The organism is Kitasatospora sp. MBT66 (genome assembly GCF_000710405.2).
GTDB classification, from domain to species: Bacteria; Actinomycetota; Actinomycetes; order Streptomycetales; family Streptomycetaceae; genus Kitasatospora; species Kitasatospora purpeofusca.
The window spans coordinates 1,264,206-1,278,354 of the sequence record NZ_JAIY01000010.1 but is presented as its reverse complement, the minus strand read 5'-3'; the positions used below and the strand labels follow the sequence as shown (position 1 = coordinate 1,278,354).

At 75.3% G+C, this 14,149-nt stretch carries 5 protein-coding genes; all 5 read left to right on the top strand.

Features of this window, described 5'->3' with window-relative positions; translation table 11 throughout:
• Positions 1 to 573: thioesterase II family protein (locus BI06_RS30200; RefSeq protein ID WP_051742262.1), on the top strand; the 573-nt coding region annotated here is incomplete at its 5' end.
• Positions 567 to 1,751: a cytochrome P450 gene (locus BI06_RS30195; protein ID WP_043472781.1), complete on the top strand. Its 1,185-nt coding sequence runs from the start codon at positions 567 to 569 to the stop codon at positions 1,749 to 1,751. The genes BI06_RS30200 and BI06_RS30195, both read left to right, overlap by 7 nt.
• A gap of 284 nt (positions 1,752 to 2,035) precedes the next feature.
• Positions 2,036 to 2,248: an MbtH family protein gene (locus BI06_RS30190; RefSeq protein ID WP_043472778.1), complete on the top strand. Its 213-nt coding sequence runs from the start codon at positions 2,036 to 2,038 to the stop codon at positions 2,246 to 2,248.
• A gap of 8 nt (positions 2,249 to 2,256) precedes the next feature.
• Positions 2,257 to 3,255, top strand: coding sequence for a TauD/TfdA family dioxygenase (locus BI06_RS30185; RefSeq protein ID WP_043473571.1), 999 nt, complete (start codon positions 2,257 to 2,259; stop codon positions 3,253 to 3,255).
• A 45-nt stretch (positions 3,256 to 3,300) separates the two neighbouring features.
• Positions 3,301 to 14,149, top strand: a 10,849-nt coding sequence (locus BI06_RS30180) for a non-ribosomal peptide synthetase (protein ID WP_158516473.1), incomplete at its 3' end; no start/stop codon positions are given.

Genomic DNA, 14,149 nt, shown 5'->3' with positions numbered 1-14,149 from the left:
GCCCCGCACCTCGCGCCCGGCCGCCGGGCCGCCTTCTACGGGCAGAGCTTCGGCGCCCTGCTCGCCTACGAGGTGGCCCGTGCCCTGCCCGCCGACCGCCGCCCCGAACTCGTGGTGGTGGCCGGCGCGCCCAGCCCGGCCGAGTGGACCGAGCGGGAGTCCAAGGACCTCGACGCGGCCGAACTCCTGCGCCTCACCGGCCTGGAGGAGCTGGTCAGCGCCGATCCCGAGCTGGTGGAACTCGCCCTCGGCGGCATCCGCACCGACCTCGCGGTCAGCGCCACCTACCGCCACCAGCCGCACCCGCCGCTGACCTCCGCCCTGTACGCGCTGGCCGGCGCCGAGGACCCGATGCTCGCCACCACCGACCTCTCCGGCTGGGCCGCCCACACCCGGGGCGCCTTCGACCAGCTGGTCCTGCCCGGCGGGCACCTGCTCGCCACCGTCGACCGGCCCGGCCCGGTCGACCTCCTGACCTCCCTGCTTTCCGGCCGCGCGGCGGCCGCCCCCACGTCCAGCACCGCCACCGCCACCGCCCGTGCCACCGCCACCGAGGAGCAGCCGTCATGGTGACCACCACTTCCGTCGATCTCACCGACCCCGCCCTGTGGGCGGACCCGGAGACCCCGGCCCTGGTCGCCGAGCTGCGCCGCGAGGCGCCCGTCCACCGCACCGACAGCCTGGACGACGGCCCGATCTGGTCGGTGATGACCTACAAGGAGTCGGCGGACGTGCTGCGCAACGCGGCCGTGTTCAGCTCCGAGTCCGGCTCGCTGCTGGGCGCCGGCGTCGGCAACGTCCCGGTCGGCTCGGGCCGGATGATGGCCCTCACCGACCCGCCCAAGCACCGCGAACTGCGGGCGCCCGCCAACCCGTTCTTCTCCAAGAACGGCGTGCGCGGCGCCTCCCGCTCCATCGCCGAGCGGGCCGGCGAGCTGTTCGACCGGGCCGTGGAGCAGGGCGAGGCCGACCTCGTCGACGTGGTCTCCGCACTGCCGCTGGCCGTCATGTGCGACCTGCTGGACGTCCCGGAGAAGGACCGCGACATGATGGTCCGGGTCTGCGACGTGGCCTTCCTGGGCGCCACCCCGGAGGAACGCCGCGCCGGCCACCAGCAGTTGATCCCCTACCTGATGCACCAGGTGATGCTGCGGCGCACCGACCCCAAGGACGACCTCATCTCGATGATGGCGACCTACAAGGTCAACGGGAAGCTGATGCCGGTCGAGGACGTCGTGCTCAACCTGGACAACATCGTCGTCGGCGGCGTCCAGACGGTCCGCCACACCGCGGCGATGGGTCTGCACACCCTGGTCAACCGGCCGGACCTGTGGCGGGCGCTGCAGCGCGGCGAGGTGGACATGGACTCCGCCGTGGACGAGCTGCTGCGCTGGACCTCGGTCGGGCTGCACACCCTGCGGACCGCCACCCGTGACATCGAGCTGGCCGGGCGGCAGATCCGGCGCGGCGACCGGGTCGCGGTCTGGGTGTGGTCGGCGAACCGGGACCCGGAGGCCTTCGAGGCGCCGGAGGAGATCCGGCTCGACCGCTCGCCCAACAAGCACCTGGCGCTGGGCCTGGGCGCCCACTACTGCATCGGCGCGCCGCTGGCGAAGGCCGAGCTGAGCGCGCTGTTCTCGGCGGCGCTGGAGAAGGCGGCGACGATCGAACCGGCCGGTCCGGTCGAGTACAACCGCTCGATCATCAACTTCGGCCTGGACCGCTTCCCGGTCCGGCTGACCCCGCGCTGAGCCCGCGCCGGCACCGCGCGCCGGAACCCCGCGCCGGCCCCTCCGACCAGCCCTTCTCCCGTCCGAACCCCCGACCCCGCGCCGACCCCGATCCACCCCCGCTCCGTCTCCGAGCCGACCCCGCTCCACCCCCGTTCCCACCCCGTGCGCCCGAGGCCCGCGCAGGAGGACGGCAGTCCCGGAACTGCCGCTCACCTGCCGGGCCTTGTGCCGCTTCCGGACCCGGCCCGCACCTACCTTCGAATCACACCGCACCGCGCCACCACCTCACCGAGGAGAGCACCGTGAGCAACCCGTTCGAGGACGACAACGCCGGCTACCTGGTCCTGGTCAACGACGAGAACCAGCACTCGCTGTGGCCGGTCTGGATCGACGTGCCGGCGGGCTGGACCACCGTCCACGGCGAGGCGCCCCGCCAGGAGTGCCTGGAGTGGATCGAGACCAACTGGACCGACATCCGCCCGGCCTCGCTGGTCGCCGGCCTCGGGAACCGGTGAGCGCCGCCATGCTGAACTGGGAGCTGAACCCCGGTCGTCCGGCCCTGCTCCACGTCCCGGCCGCCGCCGACCTCGCCGAGGGCTGCGCCTGGCTCCGTGAGCACGAGGACGAGCTGACCGCCGCGCTGCACGAGCACGGCACGATCTTCCTGCGCGGCCTGTCGGTCGCGGCCACCGAGGACGTCGCCGCCGTCCGGGACGTGCTGATCCCCGAGCCCACCCCGTACCGGGAGAAGGCCACCCCGCGCAGCGACTTCGGCAACGGCGTGTTCTCGTCCACCGACCTGGCCGCCGCGCTGCCGATCCGGATGCACAACGAGAACAGCTACACCCTGACCTTCCCCGGCCGGCTGCTGTTCGCCTGCCTGATCGCCCCGGAGGAGGGCGGCGCCACCCCGACCGCGGACGTCCGCAAGGTCCTCGCCGCGCTGCCGCCGCACCTGGCCGAGCGCGGCCGGACCACCGGCTGGACGCTCGGGCGCAGCTACTCGGAGTACGTCTCGCTGCCGTGGCGGACCGCCTTCGGCACCGAGGAGCCCGCCGAGGTCGAGAAGTACTGCCGGGAGAACGGCATCACCTGGGAGTGGCTGGAGGACGGCACCCTGCGCACCGACCAGCTGCGGCCGGCCACCATCCGCCACCCGCACACCGGCGAGGAGGTCTGGTTCAACCACCTGGCCTTCTGGAACGAGTGGTCGCTGGACCCGGACATCCGGGAGGCCATGGTCGAGGAGTTCGGCCCGGACGGCCTGCCGTTCAACACCGGCTTCGGTGACCGCGAGCCGGTCACCCGCGAGGACGTCGAGGCGCTGAACGCCGCCTACGAGGCCGCCACCGTCCGGGAGACCTGGCAGGTCGGCGACGTGATGCTGGTCGACAACGTGCTGTGCTCGCACGGCCGCGACCCGTACCGCGGCGACCGGAAGATCGCCGTCGCGATGGGCCGCCCGGTCGACGTCCTCGACTGCGAGCCGTCCGTCCTCCCGACCACCGCCGTCCCCGCGTGACGGCGTCCCCCACCACACGCCCGTGACGTGAGCAGAGGAAGCACCGTGATCCCGGTTTCGTACGCACAACAGCGTCTCTGGCTGATCGACCAGATCGAAGGGCCGACCGCGCTCTACAACCTGCCGTTCGCGGTCCGCCTGCGCGGCGCGCTCGACCTCGACGCGCTGCGCGCCGCGACGGCGGACGTGGTGGCCCGGCACGAGGCCCTGCGCACGGTGTTCCCGGTGGACGGCGAGGGCGTGCCGGTGCAGCACATCCTGCCGTCGGCGGAGGCGGGCACCGTCTTCACGACGGTGGAGTGCGCGCCGGCCGACTACGCCGCCCTGCGGGACCGGGCCGCCGCCCACACCTTCGACCTGAGTGCCGAAACGCCCGTCCGGGTCACGGTCTTCTCGCTCACCCCGACCGAGGGGGACACCCCGATCGACAGGGAAGCCCCCGAGCACGTGCTGCTCGTCGTGCTCCACCACATCGCCGGTGACGGCTGGTCGCTCGGCCCGCTGCTGCGCGACCTCGCCGCCGCCTACACCGCCCGCCTCGCCGGCGCCGAGCCGGACTGGGAGCCGCTGCCGGTCCAGTACGCCGACTACGCCCTGTGGCAGCGCGAGCTGCTCGGCGAGGAGTCCGACCCGTTCAGCCTGATGAGCCGTCAGCTCGACCACTGGAGAGAGGTCCTGGCCGGTCTGCCGGAGGAGCTCGAGCTGCCGGTGGACCGCCCCCGGCCGCCCGTGCCGACCGGTGCCGCCGACGCCGTCCCGTTCACCCTCGACCCCGAACTGCACACCGCGCTGGCCGAGCTGGCCCGCCGCCACCGGTCCACACTGTTCGCCGTCCTCCAGGCCGGTCTGGCCGCGCTGTTCACCCGCCTCGGCGCCGGTACCGACATCCCGCTCGGCACCGGTGTGGCCGGCCGCTCCGACGAGGCCCTGAACGACCTGGTCGGCTTCTTCGTCAACACCCTGGTGCTGCGCACCGACACGTCCGGCGACCCGTCCTTCGCCGAACTCCTGGGCCGGGTCCGGGAAGCGCAGCTGGACGCCTTCGCCCAGCAGGACGTGCCGTTCGAGCGGCTGGTCGAGGAGGTCAACCCGGCCCGCGCGCTCGGCCGCCACCCGCTGTTCCAGACCCTGCTGGTGCTGCAGAACCACGAGGAGGGCGAACTCGGCCTGCCCGGGCTGGAGTCGGCGCCCGAACCGCTGGGCCTGCGGGTCGCCAAGTTCGACCTCAACATCGGCGTCACCGAGCGGCACGCCCAGGACGGCACCCCGGCCGGCCTGGAGGGCTCGGTCGAGTACTCGGCCGACCTGTACGACCGGGCCACCGTCGACACGCTGTTCGCGCGCTTCGGCCGGCTGCTGGCCGCCGCGGCCGCCGACCCCGCGGCGCCGATCGGCACCCTGGACATCCTCGCCCCCGAGGAGCGCGCCCGGCTCGCCGAGGACTGGAACGCAACCGCCGCGCCGGTCCGCACCGGCTCGCTGCCCGGGCTGTTCGCGGCGCAGGCCGCCCGCACCCCGGACGCGGTCGCCCTCGCCCACGACGGCGGCGAGGTCGGCTACGCCGAGCTCGACGCCCGCGCCAACCGGCTCGCCCACCACCTGATCGCCGCCGGCGTCGGCCCGGAGTCCCCGGTCGCGCTGCTGATGGAGCGCTCGGTGGACCTGGTCGTCGCCACCCTCGCCGTGCTCAAGGCCGGCGGCTGCTACGTGCCGATGCACGCGAGCCTGCCACCCGAGCGGATGACGGCGCTGCTCGCCGACACCGCCGCGCCCGTCCTGATCACCGACCGCGCCGAGCCCGGCTTCGCCCACGAGGCCGTCGTGGTCCGCCCCGGCGACGAGGCGGGGGCGCCCGAGCACGACCCCGGCCTGCCCGTCCACCCGGACCGGCTCGCCTACATGATGTTCACCTCCGGCTCCACCGGCACCCCCAAGGGCGTCGCGATCCGCCACCGCGACGTGGTCGACCTCGCCGACGACAGCCGCTGGCGCGACGGCCGGCACGAGCGGATCCTGCTGCACTCCCCGCACGCCTTCGACGCCGCCACCTACGAGCTGTGGACGCCGCTGCTGCACGGCGGCACCGTCGTCGTCGCCCCGCCCGGCACCATGGACGCGGAGGCCCTGCACACCGTCGCCACCCGGCACGGCGTCACCGCGGTCTTCCTCACCAAGGCGCTGTTCGACCTGGTCGCCGAGCAGGCCCCGGAGACCTTCCGCGCCCTGCGCACGGTCTGCACCGGCGGCGAGGCGGCCTCCGGCACCCTGATGCGCCGGGTCCTGGAGCACTGCCCCGACCTGCTGCTCGCCCACGTCTACGGGCCCACCGAGGCGACCACCTTCGCCACCCACCACCACCTGCTCCCGGCCGACCTGGACGGCGCCCGGGCCCCGATCGGCGGCCCGCTGGACAACATGCGCACCCACGTCCTGGACGCCCGCCTCCAGCCGGTGCCGCCCGGCGTGCCCGGCGAGCTGTACATCGCCGGGGCCGGCCTGGCCCGCGGCTACTGGCGCCGGGCCGCGCTGACCGCCGAGCGCTTCGTCGCCGACCCCTTCGGAAGCGGGGGCCGGATGTACCGCACCGGCGACCTGGTGCGCCGCCGGGCGGACGGCGCGATCGAGTTCCTCGGCCGGATCGACGGCCAGGTCAAGCTGCGCGGCTTCCGGATCGAGCTCGGCGAGATCGAGGCGGCGCTCTCCCGCCACCCCGCCGTCCGCCAGGTCATCGTCGTCCCCCGCGAGGACCGCCCCGGCGACACCCGGCTGGTCGGCTACTGCGCCGTGACCGCCGAGGCCCTCGACGGCCGGCCCGAACTCGCCGCGGAGCTGAAGGAGTTCGCCGCCGCCGGCCTGCCCGGCTACATGGTGCCCTCCGCCGTGGTGGTACTGCCCGCGCTGCCGCTGAACGCCAACGGCAAGGTCGACCGGCGGGCCCTGCCCGCCCCCGAGCTCGGCAGCGACCCGGCCGGCCGCGCCCCGCGCGACGAGCGCGAGCGGGCCCTGTGCGCGCTGTTCGGCGAGATCCTCGGCATCGAGGACATCACCGTCGACGACGACTTCTTCGCCCTCGGCGGCCACTCGCTGCTCGCCACCCGCCTGGTCGGCCGGGTCCGCGCCGACCTCGGCGCCGAACTCGCCATCGGCGACCTCTTCCAGGCCCCGACCGTCGCCGCCCTCGCCGCCCGGCTCGCCGACGGCCCGGCCCGCCCGGCCCTGCTCCCCGAGTTGCGCCCCGAGCACCTGCCGGTGTCCTTCGCCCAGCGCCGCCTGTGGTTCCTCGGCAAGGCCGAGGGCCCCGCCGCCACCTACAACGTCACCCTCGCCCTGCGGCTGTCCGGCCCGCTCGACACCGCCGCCCTGGAACGCGCCCTCGGCGACGTGGTCGCGCGGCACGAGTCGCTGCGCACCGTCTTCACCGAGCTCGACGGCGTGCCGCACCAGCGGGTCCTGGACGGCCCGCCCGGGCCGCTGCTCACCGTCACCGACCGCCCGGCGCAGGAGCTCGTCGGCCACCTCTTCGACCTGGCCGAGGACGTCCCGCTGCACGCGTACCTGTGCCCGGAGGGGCCCGAGGAGCACGTGCTCACCCTGGTGCTGCACCACATCGCCGGCGACGGCTGGTCGTTGCGCCCGCTGTTCCGCGACCTCGCCGAGGCGTACACCGCCCACCGCGACGGCACCGCCCCCGAACCGCGCCCGCTGCCCGTCCAGTACGCCGACTACACCCTCTGGCAGTACCGGCTGCTCGGCGCCGACACCGACCCGCGCTCCCTGCTGTCCCGTCAGCTCGACCACTGGCGCGAGGCCCTGTCCGGCCTGCCGGACGAGCTGCCGCTGCCGCTGGACCGCCCCCGCCCGCCGGTGCCCACCCACCGCGGCGACGTGGTCGAGCTGGACCTCGACGCCGCCCTGCACGCCCGGCTCGCCGACCTGGCAGGCCGGCACGGGGTCACCCTGTTCATGGTGCTCCAGGCCGCCTGGGCCACCCTGCTGCACCGCTTCGGCGCCGGGGACGACGTCCCGATGGGCACCCCGCTGGCGGGTCGGCTCGACCCCGCCCTGGACGAGCTGGTCGGCTTCTTCGCCAACACCCTGGTGCTGCGCACCGACCTGAGCGGCTCGCCCAGCTTCACCGAGCTGCTGGGCCGGGTCCGGGAGGCCGACCTGGCCGCCTACGCCCACCAGGACGTGCCGTTCGAGCGGCTGGTCGAGGAGCTCAACCCGGCCCGCACGCTGGCCCGGCACCCGCTGTTCCAGGTGATGATCGCCTTCGACAACACCACCGGCGGCGGGCCGGAGTTCCCCGGCACCCGCGCCTCCTACGAGCCGCTGGGCCTGCCCACCACCCCCTTCGACCTGACCCTCAACCTGTCCGAGCGGCTGGACCCGGACGGCTTCCCGGCCGGCCTCTCCGGCGGCCTGGAGTTCGCCGTCGACCTGTTCGACCGGGCCACCGCCGAACGGCTCGCCGCCGCGCTGGCCGGCCTGCTCGACCAGGTCGCCGAACAGCCCGACCGCCCGGTCGCCGAACTGGACGTGCTCGGCGCCGAGGGCCGCGAGGACCTCGCCCGCTGGCACGACACCGGACGCCCCGGCGGCGAGCCGCTCCTCCCGGCCGCGTTCGCCGCCCAGGCCGCCGCCACCCCGGACGCCACCGCCCTGGTCTTCGGCGAGCAGCGGCTGAGCTTCGCCGAGCTGGACGCCCGCGCCAACCGGCTCGCCCACGGCCTGGCCGGCGCCGGGATCGGCCCCGAGTCGCTGGTCGCGCTCGCCGTGCCCCGCTCCGCCGAGTCGATCGTCGCCCTGCTCGCCGTGCTCAAGGCCGGCGCCGCCTACCTGCCGCTGGACTCCGACTACCCGCGCGACCGGCTGGCGGGCATGCTCGCCGACGCCCGCCCGGCCGCCGTGCTCAGCACCGACGCCTGGCCGCTGCCCGAGGTACTGGCCGGACACACCGTGCTGCCCGCCGGCGCCGCGCCCTGGGCCGAACTGCCCGCCGACGAACCGGAGGTGGAGCTCGGCCCCGAGCACGCCGCCTACGTCATCCACACCTCCGGCTCCACCGGCCGCCCCAAGGGCGTCGTGGTCCGCCACGGCGGCCTCGCCCACCTGCTCGCCTTCCACCGCGCCGGGACCCTCGCCCCCGCCCAGCAGGCCCACCCCGGGCGGCGGTTCGCCTTCGCCGCGACCGCCTCGCTGTCCTTCGACACCTCCCTCGAAGCGGTGCTCTGGATGGTCGCCGGCCAGGAGCTCCACCTGCTCGACGACGACCTGCGCCGCGACGCGGCCGGCATCGTCGGCTACCTGGCCCGCACCGGCGCCGACACCCTCGACGTCACCCCCGCGCTGGCCGAACGCCTGGTCGAGGAGGGGCTGCTCACCGTCGCCCCGCCCGCCGTGCTGATGATCGGCGGAGAGGCCTGCGGCCAGCAGCTCTGGACCACCCTGAGCGCCGCGCCCGACACCGTCGTGTTCAACCTGTACGGGCCGACCGAGTGCACCGTCGACGCCCTGCACCACCGCCTGGACGGCGCCGTCGCCCGCCCGGTGATCGGCCGCCCGCTGCCCAACCTGCGCGCCCACCTGCTGGACGCCCGCCTGCGGCCGGTGCCGGTCGGGGTGCCCGGCGAGCTGTACCTGAGCGGTCCCGGCCTGGCCCGCGGCTACCTCGGCCGCCCGGCACTGAGCGCCGAACGCTTCGTCGCCGACCCCTACGACACCGGCGCCCGGATGTACCGCACCGGGGACCTCGCCCGGCGCCGCTCCGACGGCACCGTGGAGTACCTCGGCCGCACCGACCACCAGGTCAAGGTGCGCGGCTTCCGGATCGAGCTCGGCGAGATCGAGGCCGTGCTCACCGCCCACCCCGCGGTGGTGCAGGCCGCCGTGCTGCCGCACCAGGACGGCACCGCCGGCACCCGGCTGGTCGCCCACCTGGCCGTCGCGGCCGGCGCCGACCCGGCCGCCCTCGACCTCGCCTCGGTGCGCGCCCACGCCGCCGCCGCGCTGCCCGACTACATGGTCCCGGCGGCCTTCACCGCCCTGGCCGCGCTGCCGCTCAACGTCAACGGCAAGATCGACCGGGCCGCCCTGCCCGCCCCCGACTTCACCGCCGCCGCCGGAGCCGGCCGGGCCGCCCGCACCCCGCGCGAGGAGATCCTCTGCGGCCTCTTCGGCGAGATCCTCGGCGTGCCCGAGGTCTCCGTCGACGACGACTTCTTCGCCCTCGGCGGCCACTCGCTGCTCGCCACCAAGCTGCTGAGCCGGGTCCGCGCCACGCTCGGCGCCGAACTCGGCATCCGGGACGTCTTCGAGGCCCCGACCGTGGCCGGCCTGGTCGAGCGCCTCGACGGCGCGGACGCCCGCCCGGCGCTGACCGCGGGCCCGCGCCCCGAGCGGCTGCCGCTCTCCTCCGCGCAGCGCCGGCTCTGGCTGCTCGACCGGATGGAAGGCCCCTCCGCCCTCTACAACATGCCGTTCGCGCTGCGCCTCACCGGCCTGCTCGACCGGGACGCGCTCACCGCCGCCCTGAGCGACCTGGTCGCCCGGCACGAGAGCCTGCGCACCGTGGTCGCCGAGCACGAGGGCGAGCCTTACCAGCGGATCCTGACCCCGACCGAGGCCGCCGTCCCGGTCGAACTCCTCGACTGCGCACCGGAGTCCGTCGAGGCCGAGGTCGACCGCGCGGGCCGCCGCCCGTTCGACCTGGCGGCCGAGCCGCCGGTGCGGGTCACCCTGCTCCGGGTCTCCGAGTACGAGCACGTGCTCGTCGTCGCCCTGCACCACATCGCCGGTGACGGCTGGTCGATGGGGCCGCTGCTGCGCGACCTCACCGAGTCCTACACCCTGCGCCTCGGCGGCGAGCTGCCGCTGCTCGAACCGCTCGCCGTCCAGTACGCGGACTACGCGCTCTGGCAGCGCGAGCTGCTCGGCGACGAGGCCGACCCGCAGAGCCTGGTGTCCCGCCAACTCGCCTACTGGCGCGAGACCCTGGCCGACCTGCCGGAGGAGATCGCGCTGCCGACCGACCGCCCGCGCGGCGCCCGGGCCGGCCACCGCGGCGACCGGGTCGCGCTGCCGATCGACGCCGGACTGCACGCCGGGCTGGTCGCGCTGTCCCGCGAGCACCGGGTGACGATGTTCATGACCCTCCAGGCCGCGCTGGCCGCGCTGCTCACCCGCCTCGGCGCCGGAACCGATGTGCCGATCGGCTCGGTGGTCGCGGGCCGTTCGGACGAGGCGCTGGACGAGCTGGTCGGCTTCTTCGTCAACACCCTCGTACTGCGCACCGATACTTCCGGTGACCCGGCCTTCGCCGAGCTGCTGGGCCGGGTCCGGGAGACCGGCCTCGGCGCCTTCGCCCACCAGGACGTGCCGTTCGAGCGGCTGGTCGAGGAGCTCAACCCGGCCCGCTCGCTGGCCCGGCACCCGCTGTTCCAGGTCGCGATGGTGCTCCAGTCCACCGAGGAGGGGGAGTTGGAGCTGCCCGGCCTGGAGGTCGAGGCACTGCCCTCGGACACCGGGGTCGCCAAGTTCGACCTCAATGTCACCCTGGAGGAGTTCTTCGGCCCGGACGGCGCGCCCGCCGGTCTGGACTGCGCGATCGACTACGCCACCGACCTGTTCGACCGGGAGACGGTGGAGGCGATCGCCGCCCGCTTCGGGCGGCTGCTGGCCGCAGTGGTGGCGGACCCGGCGGCGCCGATCGGCCGGGTGGAGCTGCTGGACGGCGCCGAGCGCGCCGCCCTGCTGGCCCCCGCCGCCGCTCTGCCCGCCGAAGTCCCGCTCGTCCCGGCCGCGTTCGCCGCCCAGGTGGCGGCGACCCCGGACGCCACCGCCCTGGTCTTCGGTGGACTCCGGCTCAGCTACGCCGAGTTGGACGCCCGGGCGAACCGGCTCGCGCACGGCCTGCTGGCCGCGGGCATCGGCCCGGAGGCCGTGGTCGCGCTCGCCCTGCCCCGCTCGGCGGAGACGGTCGTCGCCCAACTCGCCGTGCTCAAGGCCGGCGCGGCCTTCCTCCCGCTGGACGCCGAATACCCGCTGGAGCGCACCGCGCACATGCTGGCCGACGCCCGCCCGGCGGCCGTGCTCAGCACCGGGGACTGGCCGCTGCCCCAGGCGCTGGAGGGCCTGACCGTCCTGCCCGGCGACGCCGACGCCTGGTCGGAGCAGCCCGCCGAGGCCCCGCCGCTGCGGATCGGGGCGGCCCACGCCGCCTACGTCATCTACACCTCCGGCTCCACCGGCCGCCCCAAGGGCGTCCTGGTGAGCCACGGTTCGATCGCCGCCCTGCTGGCCCAGCACCGGGCGGAGACCTTCGCCGGAGCGGAGCGACGGCACGGCCGGCTGAGCGTCGCGCTGACCGCCTCGCTCTGCTTCGACGCCTCCTGGGACAGCCTGCTCTGGCTGGTGGCCGGCCACGAACTGCACCTGATCGGCGACGAGTTGCGCCGCGACGCGGCCGCGCTGGTCCGCCATGTGCGGGGCACGGGCATCACCGTGGTCAACGTCACCCCCTCCTACGCCGAACAGCTGCTCGCCGAGGGCCTGTTGGACGAGGACGGCGAGGACGGTACGGCCCCCGGGGTGCTGCTGCTCGGCGGCGAGGCCGTCGGCCAGGCGCTCTGGACCAGGCTGCGGGAGACCCCGGGCCTCGGCGGCCACAACCTCTACGGCCCCACCGAGGCCACCGTCGACACCCTGGTCCAGTCCTTCGCGGACTCCGAGCGCCCCACCCTCGGCCACCCCGTGCTCGGCACCCGCGCCCACGTCCTGGACGAGTACCTGGCACCGGTCCCGGTCGGCGTGCCCGGCGAGCTGTACCTCGCCGGACACAGCCTGGCCCGGGGCTACCTCGGCCGCCCGGCGCTGACCGCCGAGCGCTTCGTCGCCGACCCGTTCACCCCGGGGGCCCGGATGTACCGGACCGGCGACCTGGTGCGGCGCAACCGGGACGGCGGCATCGACTACCTCGGCCGCACCGACGACCAGGTCAAGCTGCGCGGCTTCCGGATCGAACTCGGCGAGATCGAGCAGGCGCTGACCCGCCACGAGGCCGTCCGGCAGACCGTGGTGACCCTGTACGAGGGGGCCGACGGCGACCGCCGGCTGGTCGCCCACTGCGCCACCGGCACCTCCGAGAGCGGCGTCGAACTCGCCCAGGAGCTGCGCCGGTTCGCCGCCGAGTGGCTGCCCGCCCACATGGTCCCGGCCGCCGTCGTCCCGCTCGACGCGCTGCCGCTCACCGGCAGCGGCAAGGTCGACCGGCGGGCCCTGCCCGCCCCCGACTTCGCCCTCTTCGCCGGCGGCCGCGCGCCCCGCACCGCCCGCGAGGAGATCCTCTGCGGCCTGGTCGGCGAGGTGCTCGGCGTCGACCGTGTCTCGATCGACGACGACTTCTTCGCCCTCGGCGGCCACTCGCTGCTCGCCATGAAGCTGGCCGCCCGGGTCCGCGCCACCCTCGGCACCGAACTCGGCATCCGGGACGTCGTCGAGGCCCCGACCGTGGCCGGCCTCGTCCAGCGGCTGGACGGCGGCGCCGAGGCCAGGCCCGCGCCGACGGCCGGCCCGCGCCCCGAGCGGCTGCCGCTCTCCTCCGCGCAGCGCCGGCTCTGGCTGATCGACCGGATGGAGGGCCCCTCCGGCCTCTACAACCTGCCGCTCGCGCTGCGGATCGGCGGCCCGCTCGACCCCGCCGCCCTGGCCGCCGCCCTGACCGACGTGGTGGCCCGGCACGAGAGCCTGCGCACCGTGATCGCCGAGCAGGACGGCGAGCCGTACCAGCGGATCGTCCCGGCCGCCGAGGCCCTGGTCCCGTTCGAGCACCGCACCGCCCCGGCGGCCGACCCGGCGGCGGAGGTGGCGGCCTTCGCGGACCTGCCCTTCGACCTCGCCGCCGACCTGCCGCTGCGGGCCCTGCTGCTGCCCGCCGGCGACGGCGCACAGGAGCAGGGGGAGGCACCGGAACACCTGCTCGTCCTCGTCCTGCACCACATCGCCGGTGACGGCCGCTCGATGGAGCCGCTGCTGCGCGACCTCGCCGCCGCCTACGCGGCCCGCCGCGACGGCGCCGCCCCCGCACTGCGTCCGCTGCCGGTCCAGTACGCCGACTACGCGCTCTGGCAGCGCGAGCTGCTCGGCGACGAGACCGACCCGCAGAGCCCGGCCGCCCGCCAACTCGCCCACTGGCGCGAGACCCTGGCCGGACTGCCGGAGGAGATCGCACTCCCGGTGGACCGCCCCCGGCGGGCCGACAGCTCCCACCGCGGCGACCGGGTGGTGCTCCCGCTCGGCGCCGAGCTCCACCGCGCTCTGACCGCCCTGGCGCGCGAGCACCGGGTGACGATGTTCATGACCCTCCAGGCCGGCCTGGCCGCGCTGCTCACCCGCCTCGGCGCCGGCACGGACGTGCCGATCGGCTCGGTGGTCGCGGGCCGCTCGGACGAGGCGCTGGACGAGCTGGTCGGGTTCTTCGTCAACACCCTGGTGCTGCGGACCGACACTTCGGGCGACCCGGCGTTCGCCGAACTGCTGGGCCGGGTCCGGGAGGCGCAGCTCGACGCCCACGCCCACCAGGACGTGCCGTTCGAGCGGCTGGTCGAGGAGCTCAACCCGGCCCGCTCGCTGGCCCGGCACCCGCTGTTCCAGGTGATGCTGCTGCTGGAGGGCGCGAGCCAGGGCGCCACCGGCGGCGACGTCCCGCTCGACCTGGCCGGACTGCCGGCCGCGATCGAACCGGTCGGCGGCTACGTCGCCAAGTTCGACCTCTCCGTCGGCATGGGGGAGTCCTTCGACGCCGAGGGCGCCCCGGCCGGTCTGGAGTGCGCGATCGACTACGCCACCGACCTGTTCGACCGGGAGACGGTGGAGGCGATCGCCGCCCGCTTCGGGC

Excerpts from the sequence above, each read along its gene's own strand:
- BI06_RS30195 (WP_043472781.1), top strand. The coding sequence starts at position 567 with ATGGTGACCACCACTTCCGTCGATCTCACCGACCCCGCCCTGTGGGCG.
- BI06_RS30185 (WP_043473571.1), top strand. The coding sequence starts at position 2,257 with ATGCTGAACTGGGAGCTGAACCCCGGTCGTCCGGCCCTGCTCCACGTC.